We start from the raw sequence: 16751 nt of genomic DNA, 5'->3' as shown, positions 1-16751 counted from the left end.
GCGGCCCGCCCTGCCGCTACGGCGTCTCGGGCTCCTGCGCCCACCGGGCGTTCTTGAGGGAGATCTGCTCGGTCATGTCGTCCAGGAAGCGCGTGACCACCGCTCGCTCGTCGCTGGTCAGCCGCGCCGCCGACGAGAAGCGCCGAGCCTGGTGCTGGCCGACCGTCTCCTGGGCGGAGGCCTGGGTCTCCGGCGTGACCTCGATGACGAACGCGCGTCGGTCCGACGGGTGGATGTGCCGCACGATGTGCCCGCCCTTCTCGAGCCGGCTGAGGAGTTTCGTCGTCGAAGCTGCCGAGATGCGCAGGTGGGCGGCGATCATGCTCGGGGTCACCATGCGCCCCTGACGCTTGGCGACGATCAGATAGTGCAGTGCGCGCATGTCCTGAGTGCTCAGGCGCATGTACTTCCTGGAGGCCTCGGAGAGCAGGAGCTCCGCCTCGCGGAGCCGGGCGAGGGAGTTCATGAGCTCGCTGATCTCGGCGAGATCCTGCTGGGTGAGGTGGGGCGTCTCGGCGAGCTGCGCGGGCGCGCTCGACTCGCTGAAGGCATAGAGGTTCGACGCGATGGGGTCCGCCCCCGACGACTCCTCGCTCTTCTTCACTCCACCATCCTAAGGTTGCTCAACCGGAGCGGTAGATAGTATCTTTCTGGATAATAAGGCGTGTATGGATAATATTAACTCTAGTTGATTGTATTACCAGAGGAGGTTTCGATGGCCGTCGACCGACGAACCGCGGATCCGCAACTCGCGCCGCTCGAGCCTCCCGCGAACGCGGCACCGCCGATCCGGGCCGACACCGGGCGCGAGATCGGCCTGGAGATCCGCGCGCTGCTCGATGGACGCGCGAGCCGCGCCGCCGCCTACGGCCCCTCCTTCGCCGAGCTGTGGGAATGCGCGTCGCGGTGCGCGCAGGGAGGAAAGCTCCTGCGGCCGAGGCTCCTCCTCGACGCGTTCGACGCTCTCGGCGGAGACGCGAGCCGCGACTCCGCTCGGAGGAGGTCGGCACTGCGGATCGCCGCGGCGGTGGAGATCCTGCACTTCTCATTCCTGCTCCACGACGACGTGATCGACGAGGATCTGCTGCGGCGCGGGACCCCGAACCTGATCGGGGAGCTCTTCCTGCAGCAGGAGTCGGCGGTCGCCGACCGCGGGCTTCCGGCCGGAGGAGGACCGCGGAACCATCTGCACTGGGCCCGTAGCAACGGGATCCTGGTGGGAGATGCGATGCTCGCCCTCGCGCACCAGGTGTTCGCGCGGGAGCCGCTCCCCGAAGGGCTCCGGTTGCGACTGCTCGAACTGCTCGATCACGCGATCACGGAGTCGATCGCCGGCGAGCACGCGGACGTGGGATTGAGCGACGGGGTCATGCCCGCCGAGATGAGCGCGGTGCTCGAGATGACGCGGCTCAAGACCGCGACCTACACCTTCGAGCTGCCACTGCGGGCGGCGGCGGTGCTCGCCGAGGCCGGACCCCGCGCGGAGGCCGCGATCGCGGCGATCGCGCGGCGCCTCGGCGTGGCGTTCCAGTTGCAGGACGATCTGCTCTCGGCGTTCTCCCCGAGCGCGGAGCACGGCAAGGACCCGTTCTCGGACTTCCGCGAGGGCAAGGAGACCGCGATCATCGCGTACGCGCGGATGACCAGCGTCTGGCCCGGCATCGAGTCCCGGTTCGGCGCAGCCGACTTCGCCGAGGACGACGGGCGCGCGATCCGCGAGCTGCTGGCGAGCTGCGGCGCCGAGGACTTCATCCGATCGCTCGTCGACGAGCACCTGCGCGCCGCCCTCGAACTCGTGTCGGCAGTCGACTCCGCCGTACCCGTGCGGTTGGTCGACCACCTGCTCCAGCTCGTGGAGACCCTCGAAGCGAGGCGATTCTGATGGCCGGCCTCGAGCATCTCGCGCCGCTCCCCAGATACTCCCGCGCCTCGGAACGTGCCGCGGAGCAGATCATCGGCGCATACTCCTCGTCGTTCGGGATGGCGACCAGACTGCTCGGACCGAGGCATCGGGTGCACATCCGCAACATCTACGCGCTGGTGCGCGTCGCCGACGAGCTGGTCGATGGAGCCGCCGAGGGAGCGGGCCTGCCGCCCGAGGTCCAGCTCGACCTGCTGTGCCGGCTCGAGCGCGAGACCGAGGGCGCGACGAGATGCGGGTACAGCAGCAACCCGGTCGTGCAGGCCTTCGCCGTCACGGCGCGCGCCGCCGGCATCGATGCCGATCTCACCGCGCCGTTCTTCGCCTCGATGCGCATGGACCTCCGTGCGGAGCACCCGGACGGGCGCGGGCTCTCGCCCGAGCGCGCGGAGGCGCGCGGAGCCGGAGCGGGGAGCCACGACCGCTACGTGTACGGCTCGGCCGAGGTGGTCGGCCTCATGTGCCTGCGGGTGTTCCTGCGGGAGGAATCGCGCACGGAGCATGAGGTCGCCGCGCTGGAGCACGGCGCGCGGCGCCTCGGAGCGGCGTTCCAGAACGTCAACTTCCTCCGGGACCTCGGCGATGATCGCGATCGACTGGGGCGCGACTACCTCGGGACGGGCGAGGCGATGGATCCCGAGACGCAGGCGCACTGGATCGCAACGGTGCGAGCGCAGCTGGCCGACGCCGCCGCGACGCTGCCGCTGCTGCCCCGCGACGCCCGCATCGCGGTGGGGTGCGCCCTGCGGCTCTTCGCGGAGCTGACGGATCGCATCGCCCGAACGCCGGCCGAGCTGCTGCCGCGGCGGCGCGTGCGCGTCGGCACCCCGACGAAGGCGCTGCTGGCCCTGCGGTCGCTGCTCGATCTGCCGAGGCCCTCCTCGAAGGAGGTCGCGGCATGACGAGCACCGTCGTGATCGGAGGGGGCGTCGCCGGCCTCGCGACGGCCGCGCTGCTCGCGCGCGAGGGGCACCGGGTGCACCTGTTCGAGCGCAACGGCCGGGTGGGGGGCCGCGCCGGGACGCTCGAGCGCGAGGGATTCCGCTTCGACACCGGCCCGTCCTGGTACCTCATGCCCGGGGTTTTCGACCACTTCTTCGAGATGCTGGGCACGTCGACGGACGAGCAGCTCGATCTGCGCATGCTGGACCCCGGGTACCGGGTGTTCGGCGAGCCGGGCCCCGCGTCCGAGGGCCGCACGCTCACCGTCCCGCACGGCGCCGAGCAGGTGATCGCCTGCTTCGACGCCGTGGAGCCGGGAAGCGGGCCGAGGCTGCGCGCGTATCTGCGATCGGCGAGGCGGGCCTCCGAGCTGGCCGAGCGCTTCTTCCTCTACAACCCCTTCACACGCCTGCGGTCCCTGCTGGCTCCGCCGGTGCTGCGGGCCCTGCCCCGGATCGCAGCGCTGCTCGGCACGCCGCTCGAACGCTTCGTCTCCCGGAGATTCGACGACCCGATACTGCGTCAGGTGCTCGGTTATCCGGCCGTGTTCCTCGGGACCGATCCCGGCCGGGCGCCCGCGATGTACCACCTCATGAGCGCGCTCGATCTCGATGCGGGCGTGCAGTACCCCATGGGCGGCTTCTGGGGTCTCGTCGAGCGCCTCGAGGCGCTGGCTCGCGAGGCCGGGGTGCGGATCTCGACGGAGGCGGAGGTCTCGGCGATCCTGACCCGGAAGTCCGACGGCCGCCTCAGCGCCAGCGGGGTGCGGTGGCGCGATCGCGAGGGATCCGAGCACATCGAGCACGCCAATGTCGTGGTCTCGGGAGCCGACCTGCACCACACCGAGACCGCACTGCTCCCGCCCGAGGCCCGCAGCTTCCCGGAGCACTGGTGGCGGGGCGTGGAGAGCGGCCCCGGCGCGGTCATCCTGCTCCTCGGCGTCGAGGGCGGGGTGCCCGAGCTCGAGCATCACTCGCTGTTCTTCGCTCGGGACTGGCGGAACAACTTCGACGACATCTTCGGGCCGTCTCCGCGCATCCCCGATCCGGCCTCGCTCTACGTCTGCCGGCCGAGCGCGACGGACCCGGGGGTGGCCCCGGAGGGTCACGAGAACCTCTTCGTGCTCATCCCGGTGCCGGCCGACACCGACATCGGCGCCGGGGGACCGGACGGCGCCGGGGATCCTGCCGTCGAGCGCGTCGCGGACGCCGCACTGGAGCAGATCGAGCGCTGGGCGGGGATCCCCGATCTGCGCAGCAGGGTCGTCGTGCGCCACACGATCGGCCCCGCGGACTTCGCCGCCGACTACTCGTCCTGGAGGGGCGGCATGCTCGGCCCGTCGCACGTGCTGCGGCAGAGCGCGCTCTTCCGCCCCCAGAATCAGTCCGAGCGCGTGGCGGGCCTCTACTACGCGGGGGCCACCACCGCTCCGGGCGTGGGCGTGCCGATGTGCCTCATCAGCGCAGAGCTGGTCGTGAAGCGCATCCGCGGAGACCACTCGCCCGGACCGCTCGTGCCGTCCGCGGCGCCCGTCGCGGAGGCGCGTCGATGATCTCCCTCGTCTATCCCGCGAGCCTGCTCGCCGGGATCGGGTGCATGCTGCTGCTCGACTGGCGCTTCCGGCTGTTCTTCTGGAGGGACGCCGCAGCGGCGGCGCTGGTGACGCTCGCAGGTACGGCCTTCCTGCTGCTGTGGGATGCGGCGGGGATCGCGAGCGGGATCTTCCTGCACGGCCCGGGGGCGATCGCCTCGGGGGTGCTGCTCGCACCGGAGATGCCGCTCGAGGAGCCGGTGTTCCTCGTCTTCCTCGTGCTGTGCACCATGGTGCTCTACACCGGGTCCGAGCGCCTGCTCGGCCGGTGGGCGCGGCGGCGGAAGCGGGGCGGATCGTGACCTACGCGCTCCTGTCCGCGGGATTCCTGGCGGCCGCGGCCGCGGCGGGGATCGCGCTCGTGCGGCGCGCGGGCGGCGGCCCCGCGTGGCCGGCGGTCGCGCTCGCCGGCGTCGCACTGCTCGTGCTCACCGCGGTCTTCGACAGCGTCATGATCGCGTCCGGACTCTTCTCCTACGCGCCCGATCTCATCTCGGGTCTGCGCATCGGCCTGGCGCCACTGGAGGACTTCGCGTATCCGGTCGCCGCGGTGCTCGCGCTCCCGGCGCTCTGGGCGCTGCTCACGCGCCCGGGCGGCGTGCCGATGCGGCGCCTGCTCCGCCACGCCTGGGTGGCGTCGCGACCGGTCAGCTGGGTCAACACCGCGTTCCCGTTCGCCGCGGCGATGCTGCTCACGACCCGGGAGGTCGACTGGCTGCTCGTCGTGGGGACGATCTACTACCTGGTGCCCTACAACCTGGCCATGTACGGCATCAACGACGTGTTCGACTACGCGTCGGACGTGCGGAATCCGCGCAAGGGGGGCATCGAGGGCGCTCTCCTCCCGCCGGAGTGCCATCGGCCGCTGATCTGGCTCGCGGCGGCCTCGAACGCACCCTTCCTCGCGGTGATGGTCGCGTCCGGGAACCTCCTCTCCACGGCTGCGATCGGTCTGAGCAGCTTCGCTCTCGCGGCCTACTCGGCGCCGGGCCTCAGGTTCAAGGAGCGGCCCCTGCTCGACTCGGTCACCTCGAGCACGCACTTCGTGAGTCCCGCACTCGTCGGCCTCGCGCTCGCGGGGGCGCGGATCGACCTCGGGCTCGTCCTGACGCTGATCGCGTTCTTCGTCTGGGGCGTGGCGGCCCACGCGTTCGGTGCAGTGCAGGACATCCTTCCCGACCGAGCGGCGGGAATCGGATCGATCGCGACCGCGATCGGGGCCCGGAGGACGGTGCGCCTCGCGCTGCTGCTCTGGATCGCGGCGGGCGCGATCATGCTCGCCGTGCCGTGGCCCGGTCCGCTCGCGGGGATCGTCGCCCTGCCGTATCTGCTCATCTGCCTTCCGTACGCGAGCGTCTCCGACGCGGATTCAGCGCGCACGAATCGCGCCTGGCGCCGCTTCATCCGGCTGAACTACCTCTCCGGCTTCCTCGTCACCCTCATCATGATCCTGTTCTGGAGCCTCACGTCATGAACGCACGCACCCCTCACTCCGCCACCGGCCCCGCGGAGCGATCCCGCATCGGTCCCCGCCCGCCGAGAGCCGTGCGCGTGCTGCTGCCCGCGCTGCTCATCCTGATCTGGTTCGTCGGCGCCGGCATCGGAGGGCCCTACTTCGGCAAGGTGAGCGAGGTCTCCTCGAACGATCAGACCACCTATCTCCCCGAGTCGGCCGACGCGACGCGCGTGCAGGAGGCGCTGCGGGAGTTCAGCGAGTCGGATGCGCTGCCCGCCGTGGTGGTGGTGACCTCGTCGACCCCGCTGACCGAGTCCGAGATCGACCGGGTGCAGGAGGCCGTCGACGGGCTCCCCGGCGTCGGCGGCGTCGCGGACGGGATCTCGCCGCTCATCCCGTCCGAGGACGGCCGCGCGCTCGAGGCGTTCGTGCCCATCGACGCCGACTCCGAGGTCGGAGACGTCGTGGCCGAGGTGTCGCGGCATCTGCGGGAGGCCGCTCCGGAGGGCGTCGAGACGTTCGTCACGGGACCCGCCGGCTTCACGGCCGACCTGGTCGAGGCCTTCTCCGGCATCGACGGCATCCTGCTCGTCGTCGCCCTGCTCGCGGTGCTCGTCATCCTCGTCATCGTCTACCGATCCCTGCTCCTCCCCGTCGCGGTGCTCTCCACCAGCCTCTTCGCGCTCACCGTCGCTCTCCTCGCCGTCTGGTGGCTGGCGAAGGCCGGGATACTGCTGTTGAGCGGGCAGACGCAGGGCATCCTCTTCATCCTCGTCATCGGCGCCGCCACCGACTACTCGCTCCTCTACGTCGCCCGCTACCGCGAGGAGCTCCGCGTGCAGCAGGACAAGTGGGCGGCGAGCCTGCGCGCCGTCCGGGGCTCGTTCGAGCCGATCGTCGCCTCCGGGGGCACGGTGATCGCCGGCCTGCTGTGCCTGCTCCTCAGCGACCTCAAGTCGAACAGCACGCTCGGGCCCGTCGCGTCCATCGGCATCGTCTTCGCGATGCTCTCGGCCCTCACCCTGCTGCCGGCGATCCTCTTCGCGTTCGGGCGCTCCGCGTTCTGGCCGAAGCGCCCCGTGTACGAGCCCGAGGCCGTGGCCGCCGAGGGAGGGGTGCCGCGCACGGGCCTCTGGCATCGGGCCGGCCGCCTCATCAGCCGACGCCCGAGGGTCGTCTGGGCGGTGACCCTCGTCGTGCTGCTCGCCGGTGCCGCGGGGGTCGCCCAGCTGCAGGCGCAGGGCGTGGCGCAGTCCGAGCTCGTGCTCGGCGCTTCGGAGGCGCGCGACGGCCAGCGGGCGCTGGGCGAGCACTTCCCGGGCGGCTCGGGCAGTCCGGTCTCGGTGCTCGCGCACCGGGACGACCTCCAGGAGGTCGCGGACGTGCTGCTCGCCCACCCGGGCATCGACGGCACGAGCGTTCTGAGCGCGGACTCTCCGGCCGGCACGGCCCCCGTCACCTCCGACGGGATCACGGCGATCGGCCCGCCCGGCACCCCTGCGCCCGAGCCCACCGTCGTCGACGGGCAGGTCCTCATCCAGGGCACGCTCGTCTCCGCGGCCGATTCCGCCGAGGCCGAGCAGACCGTGCGGGAGCTCCGGGAGACCTTCGCGGACGGCGGGCTCACGGCGCTCGTCGGGGGCGCCACCGCCACCGCCATCGACACCAATGACGCCTCGATCCACGACCGGACCCTCATCATCCCCGTCGTGCTCGTGGTGATCCTCGTCATCCTGATGCTCCTGCTGCGATCGGTGGTCGCGCCGGTGATCCTCGTGCTCACCACGGTCGTCTCCTTCGGGACCGCGCTCGGCGTCTCGGCGCTGATGTTCAACCACGTCTTCGGATTCCCGGGCGCCGATCCCGCCGTCCCGCTGTACGGCTTCGTCTTCCTCGTGGCGCTCGGCATCGACTACAACATCTTCCTCGCGACGCGGATCCGGGAGGAGGCGCTGCGTCACGGGACGCGCGAGGGGATCCTGCGCGGCCTGTCCGTCACCGGAGGGGTCATCACCTCGGCCGGGCTCGTGCTCGCCGCCACCTTCGCGGCACTGTCGGTCATCCCGATCCTGTTCCTCGTGCAGATCGCGTTCATCGTCGCCTTCGGGGTGCTCGTCGACACCTTCGTCGTGCGCGCGCTGCTCGTGCCGGCCCTCATGTACGACATCGGCTCGGCGGTGTGGTGGCCGTCGCGGCTCAGCCGCGAGTCCCGCAGCACCGCGGGCGAGCGGGTCCCCCACCCCTAGATGCGGTTGATCTCCTGCCGCGGGCGCACCGCGATGTCGGTGATCTGCACGTCGGCGGGGGCGTCGACCACGAAGCGCACGGTGCCCGCCACCGACTCGGGCCGGATGTAGCGCTCGGGGGCGTAGTGCTCGGCGGGGACCATACCGCGCAGCATCTCGGTGTCCGTCTGCCCCGGCGCCAGGGTCACCACGCGCACCCGGTGCGGCTCCTCGTCGATGCGCAGCACGTCGGCCACGGCGCGCAGCGCATGCTTGGTGGCCGTGTAGACGGCGCTGCCCGGCACGGGGCGGGTGCTCGCCCCCGAGCCGATGAAGACCACCGTGCCGCCGGCCGCGCGCAGCAGGGGGAGCGCGAGGCGCGTGAGCACCGCGGGGGCGGTCACGTTGACCGCGAAGTGCGTGCTCCAGTCGTGCGGGCCGGCGTCGTCGACGCGCAGGGCGCGGGCGATCGCCGCCGCGTGCACGAGCACGTCGAGCCGGTCGAGGCCGGCGACGCGCTCGGCGAGCCCCTCGGCGTCGGTGACGTCGAACCGCCAGGGCTCGCCGCCGGTCTCGGCGGCGACGGCGCTCAGCCGCGAGGCGTCGCGTCCGACCGCGATGATGCGGTGGGTGCGCGACAGCTCGCGCGCGATCTCGCGGCCCATGCCGCTGGACGCCCCGGTGATGAGGGCTACGGGACGGGGATCGGACATGCGCTGCTCCTGGTGTCGTGGGCGGTGACCGCGATGCGGATCGCGCTGCGCGCGACGCGGTCGGTCTCGCGCAGCATGGGCGGATCGGTGCCGGGCATCGGGCTGATGATCGTGCCGTGCACGGCCTCGTCGACGGGGATCCCGGCGATGTGCACGGCCGCGTCGACGGAGCCGTCGGCGCCGATCAGCAGCCCGGTCGCAGCGTCGAGGTCGAAGGCGCCGGTCGTCGCTCGCGCGCCGCGCCGCGCCGGCACGGTGAAGGGTCGCGCGCGGCCCGCGGCGACGAGGCTCTGCGCGAGCGGATCGGCGGTCTCGGCGAGGCTGTGGAAGTGCATCCACGCGTCGATGAGCGCGGGCGCGACGACCTCGGATCCCGCGACCGCGGGGGAGCTCGCGGTGAAGCCGCGCTCATCCACCGCGACGCGCGCCTCGGGTCCGATGAAGCGCACGAGGCCCTGCTCGGCGAGGGCCACGAGCTGGCGGTTGCGGAAGGCGGGCGGTCCCGACCCCACCATGCCGCCGATCGCGATGAGCAGATCGTGGCCCGACGCGCGCGACTCGGCGTCGAAGCCGCCCAGCGCGCCCAGCGCTCCCGCGACCCCGCGCGCCGCGCTGATCGACCACAGCCCCGCCTTGAGCGCGCTGTCGTGCCCGAGTGCGGCCTCGCGCAGGTCGTCGAGCACGCGCTCCCGCACCCAGGCGTCGAAGTCGTCGGGGGTCGCGAAGGCCCGGTCCACGGGTCGCATCTCCGCGGCGAAGTCGAAACGGAGCGACGGATCCGGGACGAACGGCGCCAGGGCCGCTCCGATGCGGGCCGGAGCCTCGAAGAGATCGGCCGGGCCGCCGTCGGCCGAGGCGGCGGACCCCTCGGTCAGCTCCTCGAGCGCGGCGGCGATCGCCGCGCGCAGCTCCTCCGGCTCCGCGGTGACCGCCCCGGGCCGCGTGCGTCGCAGCGCGTCCGTGTAGTCGAAGGAGGCGTCGGCGACGACACGGGGCCACAGCTGCCGGTCGAAATCGATGGGGCGGGGGAGCGCGCTCCAGTCGACGCCCCGCGCGAAGCGCTGCTCCGGGCTCGGCGGCAGCGTTCCGTAGAGGGTCTTCGCGCGGAACGGGACGCCGCGCCGCGAGGTGACGTGGAGGATCGGCTCGCGCCCCGAGGGCTCGTAGCGAAGCCCGCCCGGTGCGTGCGGATCCTCGGCGAATCGACCGCCGCGACCGATCGTCAGCAGCGCCATCGTGTCGAAGAAGCCCATGCCCATTCCCCGCACGATCGCGTGGGATCCGGGGGCGATGCCGTCGAGCTCCTGCTCGACCGGGCTCGCCGGCCGCACCCAGGTGAGCTCGGGGCGGTGTGCCAGCGCCGCGGCCATGCCGCGCTCGGCGGCGGTCTCGGCGCGCGGCATCCAGCCCGTGGCGAGGATGACGGCGTCGGCGGCGACGCGGCCGCCGTCCGAGAGCTGCACGATCTCGCGCGGATCCCCCGCCTCGACGTCGCGTTCGACGCCGACGGCGCGTGCGCGGTGCCGGATCACGCGCACGCCGGCGGGCAGCGCGGCGACGGCGCGGTGATAGCACCAGTTCAGGTACTCGCCGTAGAGCGCACGGCTCGGGTGGGAGTCGGGGAGCGTGCGCGCGAGCTCGTCGCGGTAGTCGTGCGCGAGGCCGTCCCGCACCGGGAACGCCTCGAACGCCTCGACGTGCGTCGCCGGGATCTCCGCGAGCGGGGATCGATCGGAGGGAGCGGCGGCGATGCCGGAGCCGGCGGCCGCGGCTCTCCGCGGGGATCGGTCTCCGTCGCGCTGCACGAGCAGGCACCACTCGTAGAGGGTCGGCCCCGGGCGCACGGGCCCCTCGACCGAGCTCCCCGGCTCCGTGAAGAGGGTCACGGCGTGCGCGAGCGTGTTCATGCACAGCTCTCGGGTCTGATCGGTGCGCCAGATGCGCCCGGCCCCCGACTGCGCATCGTCGATCACGTGCAGTTCGATCTCCGCGGGCGCGGGCGCGGGAGCGGCGGCGAGGTTCGCCCCGATGCGCTCGATGAGCGATGCGCCGCGCGGGCCGGCGCCGATCAGGGCGATCGAGGCTCGGTGCGGGGAGGAGCGCGCCCCGCCGCGGTACGCCGCGGATGCGGATCGGACGGAGGCGGATGACCGGAGGTGACGGGTCTGACTCGGAGCGGATTCCATGAAGTTCTGTGACAGCTGCGCTTTCTTGTATCTTATGACACGTATAACAATAGCTTCGATGCTCGGATTGCCGCGCATCCGCATGCCCACCGCGGACAGAGACCCCGAAGGAGTCCCCACATGAACAAGCGCCGTGTCGCCTGGATCGGAGCACTCGCCGCCGTCGCGATCGCGATGACCGGCTGCTCCGCGAGCGGGAACGGCGGGGGAGACTCCGGATCCGGCGCCTCTGCCGGAGGAACCCTCACCTACCTCGAGCCCCAGACCTGGATCACGCTGTACCCGCCGGCCGCCGGCTTCTACCCCAACGGCGGCGTGGTCAACCAGATCACGGATCGTCTGCTGTACCAGAACCCCGAGACCCTCGAGCTCGAGCCCTGGATCGCGGAGGAGCTGCCCGAGGTGAACGAGGACGCCACCGAGTACACCTTCACGCTGCGCGAGGGGGTGACCTACTCGGACGGCACGCCGCTCGACGCCGAGAACGTGGTCAAGAACATCGACCTCTTCGGCAAGGGCGATCCGGATCGCGCACTGTCGGTCTCGGAGGCGATCAACAACTACGATCACGGCGAGGTCGTCGACGAGCACACGGTCAAGTTCCACTTCTCGGCGCCGTCGCCCGGCTTCGGGCAGGCGGTCTCCACCATCAACTCCGGCCTGCTCTCGAACGAGACGCTCGACCGCACCGGCGAGGAGTTCGGTCCGGGCAACGCGACCGAGATCATCGGCAGCGGTCCCTTCGTGATCGAGGACGAGAAGATCGGCAGCGAACTGTCGCTGACGACCCGCGAGGACTACGACTGGGCTCCGCCGTCGCGCGAGCACCAGGGCGCCGCGCGCATCGACGGCGTGAACTTCATCGTCGCGGGCGAGGCCAGCGTGCGCGTCGGCACCGTCGTCTCGGGCCAGGCGGACATCGCCCGCACCATCCCCGCGCCCGACGAGGGGCAGTTCGCGGCGGACGGCCTCGAGCTGGTGGCGGCTGCGACCAACGGCGTGAACAACAGCCTGAACCTCCGCTTCGGACACCCGCTGCTCGAGGACCTCGAGGTGCGCCAGGCGATCATCGCCGGTATCGACCGCCAGAAGATCGTCGACACCCTCTTCACCGACAGCTACCCGCTCGCCACCGGCATCCTGGCCAAGACCGCGCGCGGCTACGTCGACACCTCCGAGAACTACGTCTTCGATCAGGACCGCGCGAAGCAGCTGCTCGACGAGGCCGGCTGGACGCCGGGATCCGACGGCATCCGCGAGAAGGACGGCGAGAAGCTCGTGCTCACCTTCAACGAGGCGCTGCCGCAGCCGCGCTCGAAGGAGGTCGTCACGCTCATCCAGGAGCAGCTGGCCGAGATCGGCATCGGCGTCGAGATCTTCGCGGGCGACCAGGTGGCCCAGGACGAGGCCCAGCGCAACATCGACACCGTGCAGGTCTACCACTCGATGGTCGGCCGCGCCGACTTCGACGTGCTGAAGTCGCAGCTCTACTCGGCCAACCGCAACGCGGCCCTGAACCTCAACGCCGAGACCGGCGACCTCTACGATCCCGAGCTCGACGAGCTGCTCGCCAAGATCGCCTCGGTGCCCACCACCGAGGAGCGCCAGGAGGCCTCGGCCGCTGCGCAGCAGCACATCGCGGAGAACGCCTACGTGCTGCCCCTCTTCGAGGAGCCGCAGGTGTTCGGCCTGCAGTCGTGGGTCAAGGGGTTCAAGACCGAGTCGATCGGCCGCCCCTCGTTCTATGAAGTCACCATCGAGAAATGAGTAGGGGGGCGCTGCTGCGGCGCGTAGGCCAGGCCTTCCTGGTCCTCGCGCTCGCATACACCGGTGCCTACATTCTGCTCGCGGCGCTGCCGGGCGATGCCGTGATGGCTCGCTACGGCAGCCCCGACCTCGGCCTCACGGCGGAGCAGATCGCCGAGATCCGCGAGTCGTACGGCATCGATCGGCCCCTCGTGGTGCGCTACTTCGAGTCGATCGGCGCGTTCCTGCGCGGCGACTTCGGATACTCGGTGCAGAGCGGCGCGAAGGTCTCGGAGCTGATCGCCGAGGCGCTGCCCTCGACGCTGGCTCTGGCGAGCATCGCGCTCGTGTCCGCGGTCTTCCTCGCCGTGGTGATCGCCTTCACCGCGAGCTACGGCAAGGGCCTGTGGCTGCGCCGCCTCTTCCGCAATCTGCCGCCGCTCTTCATCTCGCTGCCCGTCTTCTGGATCGGCATCGTGCTCATCCAGGTGTTCTCGTTCAGGCTCGGCCTGATCCCCGTGATCGGGGCGAGCCCGGCCCAGGCGCTGATCCTGCCCGTCCTCACGCTCACGATCCCGATCGCCGCACCGCTCGCGCAGGTGTTCCTGCGCAGTATCGACGAGGTGCGCGAGCAGCCCTTCGTGAACGTGGTGCGGGCGCGCGGGGCGAGCACCTCGTGGCTGCTGTGGCGCAACGTGGCCCCGAACGCGCTGCTGCCCGCGCTGACCATGGCCGGCCTGCTCTTCGGCGAGCTGGTGGGCGGTGCGATCGTCACCGAGGCCGTCTTCGGGCGGGTCGGGATCGGCAGCCTCACCGCGCAGGCCGTCGCGAACCGCGACACGCCGGTGCTGCTCGCCGTCGTGGTGATCGCGACGGTGGTGTTCGTCACGATCAACCTCGCGGTCGACCTGCTGTACCCCGTGCTCGACGCCCGGCTGCGGCGCAGCGGCGGATCCGGGCGCTCCGCGCGTCGTTCCGCGGCCGCCGCGGCCGCGGAGACCGGGGTCGTCGCGGACTCCGAGCCCGCTGCGGAGCCGACGGCGGCGATCGATCCGACCGCCCCCGCGGCGGAGACCCCGGGAGGAACCCGATGACCGCGATCACCTCGACCGCGACCCTCGGCCCCTCTGCGGGCCCCTCGCGCCGCGAGCGCCGCTCGAGCGCCTGGCGCGCCGCGCTGCGCCCGGGCGTGCTCGTGCCGCTGCTCATCCTGCTCGTCGCGCTCGCGTGGGCGGTGGCGCCCGGTCTCTTCACCTCGGTCAGCCCCACCGCGCAGGTGGGCGCCGCCCTGCAGGGGCCGAGCGCGGAGCACTGGTTCGGCACCGACGCGACGGGCCGCGACATGTACGCGCGGGTGGTGCACGGGGCGTCCCAGTCCATCACCGCGGCGCTCATCGCCGTGTCCGTGGGGCTGGTGTTCGGCTCGCTCATCGGCGTGACCGCGGGCGCCACGGGCGGCAGGCTCGACGAGGCGCTCATGCGGCTGGTCGACGTGCTGCTCGCGATCCCCACGCTGCTGCTCTCGCTCAGCATCGTGATCCTGCTGGGCTTCGGCACCGCCAATGCCGCGATCGCCGTCGGCGTGACCTCCGTGGCGGTCTTCGCGCGCCTGTCGCGCTCCCAGGTGGTGAGCGTGCGCGCGAGCGAATTCGTCGAGGCGGCCTACGGCTCCGGCGGCACCTTCTGGAACGTGCTGTGGCGCCACGTGCTGCCCAACTCCCTCACCCCGGTGATCGCGCTCGCGGCCCTGCAGCTCGGCTCCGCGATCCTGCAGATCTCGACGCTCGGCTTCCTCGGCTACGGCGCACCGCCGCCCACGCCCGAGTGGGGCCTGCTGATCGCCGAGGGCCGCAACTACGTCGCCACCGCGTGGTGGCTCACCACGCTGCCTGGCATCGTGGTGGCGGTCGTCGTGATCGCGACGAACCGCCTGAGTCAGGCCATCAACGCGGAGGGGGAGCGATGAGCGAGTCGCCGCTGCTGAGCATCCGCGATCTGGCGGTGCAGTACCGCACGAAGCGCGGCACGGTCGACGCCGTGCGCGGCGTGAGCTTCGAGGTCGAGGCCGGCAAGGTGACGGCGGTCGTCGGCGAGTCGGGATCGGGCAAGACCACCGTCGCGCAGTCGGTGATCGGCCTGCTCGCCTCGAACGGGCGCATCGCGCGCGGCAGCATCACCCTGAACGAGCGCCGTCTCGGCACCACCGAGCTGGTGGGTCTGCGCGAGCGCCGCTGGCAGGATCTGCGCGGCCGCTGCATCGGGCTGATCCCGCAGGATCCCGGCAACTCGCTCAACCCGGTGCAGCCCGTCGGCAGGAGCATCAGCGAGTCGCTGCGCATCCACGGCCGCCCGAGCCGCGCCGAGGTGCAGGATCGCGTGCACGCCCTGCTCGAGCACGTGGGCATCGACCACCCGATCCGGCGCGCGAAGCAGTACCCGCACGAGTTCTCGGGCGGCATGCGCCAGCGCGTGCTCATCGCGGCCGCGATCGCCAACGATCCCGAGCTGATCATCGCCGACGAGCCCACGAGCGCGCTCGACGTGACCGTGCAGCGCACCGTGCTCGACCTCATCGACCGGTTGCGGGAGGAGACCGGCACGGGCGTGCTGTTCATCACGCACGACCTGGCGGTGGCGGCGGATCGCGCCGACAGCGTCGTGGTGATGCGCGGCGGCGAGGTGCAGGAGGCCGGGCCGAGCGCGCAGGTGCTCGCGCAGCCCGAGTCGGAGTACACGAAGCAGCTGATGGACGACGCCCCGTCGTTCGGGCGCGTGATCGCGCGCGAGACGGCGGTGCCCGGCGCCGCCATCGGCGATCGTGCGCGCCCCGTCGTCCCCGGCGAGCCCGCTCCTGCCGAGCACCCCGGCGAGCCCGCCTCCCCGGTCATCCTGCGCGAGCGCAGCGGATCCTCCAAGGGGAACGCGTCAGCGTTCACCGGATCCGCTGCTGGAGCCACCGCTCCAGAGTCGCAGGATCCAGCGTCCGCACCCCGCTCCTCGGCCCCCCGCCTCCCCGCGCCTCTCGTGGAGGTGCGCGATCTGCGCCAGGTGTTCGGGCGCGGCGCCGACACCTTCGTGGCCGTCGACGGCGTCTCGTTCACCGTGGCCCGCGGCACCACCCACGCGCTCGTGGGGGAGTCCGGCTCGGGCAAGACGACCACCGGCCGGGCGATCGCCGGCTTCTCGCAGCCCACCTCGGGCAGCGTGCGCGTCGGAGTCGAGGGCGACACCGCCGGTGCGGTCGAGGTGACCGAGCTGCGGGGCCGGGGCCTGCGCGAGTTCCGCCGCACCACCCAGATGGTCTACCAGAACCCCTACGGCTCGCTCGATCCCCGCCTCTCCGTCGGCCAGGCGCTCGCCGAGCCGCTGAAGAACTTCCGGATCGGCGCGAGGAGCGAGCAGACGGAGCGGGTGGCGCGCGCCCTCGAGCTCGTGGCCCTGCCGCCGGACTTCGCGCACCGGCAGCCCCGGGAGCTCTCGGGCGGTCAGCGCCAGCGCGTCGCCATCGCGCGGGCGCTCATCGTGGAGCCCGAGCTTGTGGTGCTCGACGAGGCCGTCTCGGCGCTCGACGTGACGGTGCAGGCGCAGATCCTGCGGCTGCTCGCGCAGCTGCAGGAGGACCTCGGCCTCACCTACGTGTTCATCTCGCACGACCTCGCCGTCGTGCGGCAGATCTCCGACACCGTCTCGGTGCTGCAGCGGGGCCGCCAGGTCGAGCACGGCGTGACCGATGAGGTCTTCGGCGACGCCCGGCACCCCTACACGCAGCGCCTCATCGAGGCGATCCCGGGAGCGTCGCTCACCTCGGGGCACTGGGTGATCTGACCGTGTAGCCGATCCGACACCCGCCCCGCCCCATCCGCCCCGCCCCACCCGTCCCCGCCCGCCCCCTCACCCGCACCCATCGTCCCCTCCCTCCACCCGAGACCGAGCCCATTGTTCCGAACCGAGCGAATCATCGACGCTGAAAC

General features: G+C 71.9%; 13 protein-coding genes. 10 read left to right on the top strand and 3 right to left on the bottom strand.

All coding sequences use genetic code 11. The features are described 5' to 3' along the window. Nucleotides 1–16: 16 nt before the first annotated feature. Complete coding sequence (locus ACWKZU_RS14245; protein WP_449282995.1) at nucleotides 17–604, bottom strand: MarR family winged helix-turn-helix transcriptional regulator; 588 nt, start codon at nucleotides 602–604, stop codon at nucleotides 17–19. A gap of 111 nt (nucleotides 605–715) precedes the next feature. Between ACWKZU_RS14245 and ACWKZU_RS14240 the strand changes: the two genes are divergently transcribed. Genes ACWKZU_RS14240 through ACWKZU_RS14215 form a run of 6 tightly spaced genes read left to right on the top strand, consistent with a single transcriptional unit; the run spans nucleotide 716 to nucleotide 8156 of the window. Continuing rightward, on the top strand, nucleotides 716–1882 hold the full coding sequence (locus ACWKZU_RS14240; RefSeq protein ID WP_449282994.1) for a polyprenyl synthetase family protein: 1167 nt from the start codon (nucleotides 716–718) through the stop codon (nucleotides 1880–1882). Next, the gene (locus tag ACWKZU_RS14235) at nucleotides 1882–2823 is read left to right on the top strand and encodes a phytoene/squalene synthase family protein (protein WP_449282993.1); all 942 of its coding nucleotides are present in this window, start codon (nucleotides 1882–1884) and stop codon (nucleotides 2821–2823) included. Before ACWKZU_RS14240 ends, ACWKZU_RS14235 begins: the two co-directional genes overlap by 1 nt. Next, nucleotides 2820–4415 carry a phytoene desaturase family protein gene (crtI, locus tag ACWKZU_RS14230; protein WP_449282992.1) on the top strand — a complete coding sequence of 532 codons (1596 nt, stop codon included), beginning with the start codon at nucleotides 2820–2822 and terminating at the stop codon, nucleotides 4413–4415. Before ACWKZU_RS14235 ends, crtI begins: the two co-directional genes overlap by 4 nt. After that, nucleotides 4412–4756, top strand: coding sequence for a lycopene cyclase domain-containing protein (locus tag ACWKZU_RS14225; protein WP_449282991.1), 345 nt, complete (start codon nucleotides 4412–4414; stop codon nucleotides 4754–4756). Before crtI ends, ACWKZU_RS14225 begins: the two co-directional genes overlap by 4 nt. Beyond that, nucleotides 4753–5928, top strand: a complete 1176-nt coding sequence (locus ACWKZU_RS14220; RefSeq protein WP_449282990.1) for a prenyltransferase — start codon at nucleotides 4753–4755, stop codon at nucleotides 5926–5928. Before ACWKZU_RS14225 ends, ACWKZU_RS14220 begins: the two co-directional genes overlap by 4 nt. After that, nucleotides 5925–8156 carry an MMPL family transporter gene (locus ACWKZU_RS14215; RefSeq protein WP_449282989.1) on the top strand — a complete coding sequence of 744 codons (2232 nt, stop codon included), beginning with the start codon at nucleotides 5925–5927 and terminating at the stop codon, nucleotides 8154–8156. Before ACWKZU_RS14220 ends, ACWKZU_RS14215 begins: the two co-directional genes overlap by 4 nt. Here the strand turns inward: ACWKZU_RS14215 and ACWKZU_RS14210 are convergent. Together ACWKZU_RS14210 and ACWKZU_RS14205 are read right to left on the bottom strand one after the other, a co-directional pair. Next, nucleotides 8153–8848, bottom strand: a complete 696-nt coding sequence (locus ACWKZU_RS14210; RefSeq protein WP_449282988.1) for an SDR family oxidoreductase — start codon at nucleotides 8846–8848, stop codon at nucleotides 8153–8155. The two genes, ACWKZU_RS14215 and ACWKZU_RS14210, sit on opposite strands and share 4 nt — an antisense overlap. Continuing rightward, a complete protein-coding gene (locus ACWKZU_RS14205; RefSeq protein ID WP_449282987.1) occupies nucleotides 8827–11034 on the bottom strand; it encodes an FAD/NAD(P)-binding protein in 2208 nt (735 codons plus the stop codon). Before ACWKZU_RS14205 ends, ACWKZU_RS14210 begins: the two co-directional genes overlap by 22 nt. 120 nt (nucleotides 11035–11154) lie before the next feature. Between ACWKZU_RS14205 and ACWKZU_RS14200 the strand changes: the two genes are divergently transcribed. The 4 genes from ACWKZU_RS14200 to ACWKZU_RS14185 are packed head-to-tail and all read left to right on the top strand — an operon-like array spanning nucleotide 11155 to nucleotide 16605. Next, nucleotides 11155–12801: a TIGR04028 family ABC transporter substrate-binding protein gene (locus tag ACWKZU_RS14200; protein ID WP_449282986.1), complete on the top strand. Its 1647-nt coding sequence runs from the start codon at nucleotides 11155–11157 to the stop codon at nucleotides 12799–12801. Next, on the top strand, nucleotides 12798–13874 hold the full coding sequence (locus ACWKZU_RS14195; RefSeq protein ID WP_449282985.1) for an ABC transporter permease: 1077 nt from the start codon (nucleotides 12798–12800) through the stop codon (nucleotides 13872–13874). The genes ACWKZU_RS14200 and ACWKZU_RS14195 overlap by 4 nt, the downstream gene beginning before the upstream one ends. Continuing rightward, nucleotides 13871–14746, top strand: a complete 876-nt coding sequence (locus ACWKZU_RS14190) for an ABC transporter permease (protein WP_449282984.1) — start codon at nucleotides 13871–13873, stop codon at nucleotides 14744–14746. The genes ACWKZU_RS14195 and ACWKZU_RS14190 overlap by 4 nt, the downstream gene beginning before the upstream one ends. Further along, nucleotides 14743–16605, top strand: coding sequence for a dipeptide ABC transporter ATP-binding protein (locus tag ACWKZU_RS14185; protein ID WP_449282983.1), 1863 nt, complete (start codon nucleotides 14743–14745; stop codon nucleotides 16603–16605). Before ACWKZU_RS14190 ends, ACWKZU_RS14185 begins: the two co-directional genes overlap by 4 nt. Nucleotides 16606–16751: the final 146 nt, after the last annotated feature.

The sequence above is a fragment of the Leucobacter sp. genome, assembly GCF_053528595.1.
This window is presented reverse-complemented; position numbering and strand designations above follow the sequence as displayed.

Coding starts and splice junctions, on each gene's coding strand:
- ACWKZU_RS14240 (WP_449282994.1), top strand. CDS start 716: ATGGCCGTCGACCGACGAACCGCGGATCCGCAACTCGCGCCGCTCGAG.
- ACWKZU_RS14235 (WP_449282993.1), top strand. CDS start 1,882: ATGGCCGGCCTCGAGCATCTCGCGCCGCTCCCCAGATACTCCCGCGCC.
- crtI (WP_449282992.1), top strand. CDS start 2,820: ATGACGAGCACCGTCGTGATCGGAGGGGGCGTCGCCGGCCTCGCGACG.
- ACWKZU_RS14225 (WP_449282991.1), top strand. CDS start 4,412: ATGATCTCCCTCGTCTATCCCGCGAGCCTGCTCGCCGGGATCGGGTGC.
- ACWKZU_RS14215 (WP_449282989.1), top strand. CDS start 5,925: ATGAACGCACGCACCCCTCACTCCGCCACCGGCCCCGCGGAGCGATCC.
- ACWKZU_RS14210 (WP_449282988.1), bottom strand. CDS start 8,848: ATGTCCGATCCCCGTCCCGTAGCCCTCATCACCGGGGCGTCCAGCGGC.
- ACWKZU_RS14205 (WP_449282987.1), bottom strand. CDS start 11,034: ATGGAATCCGCTCCGAGTCAGACCCGTCACCTCCGGTCATCCGCCTCC.
- ACWKZU_RS14200 (WP_449282986.1), top strand. CDS start 11,155: ATGAACAAGCGCCGTGTCGCCTGGATCGGAGCACTCGCCGCCGTCGCG.
- ACWKZU_RS14195 (WP_449282985.1), top strand. CDS start 12,798: ATGAGTAGGGGGGCGCTGCTGCGGCGCGTAGGCCAGGCCTTCCTGGTC.
- ACWKZU_RS14190 (WP_449282984.1), top strand. CDS start 13,871: ATGACCGCGATCACCTCGACCGCGACCCTCGGCCCCTCTGCGGGCCCC.
- ACWKZU_RS14185 (WP_449282983.1), top strand. CDS start 14,743: ATGAGCGAGTCGCCGCTGCTGAGCATCCGCGATCTGGCGGTGCAGTAC.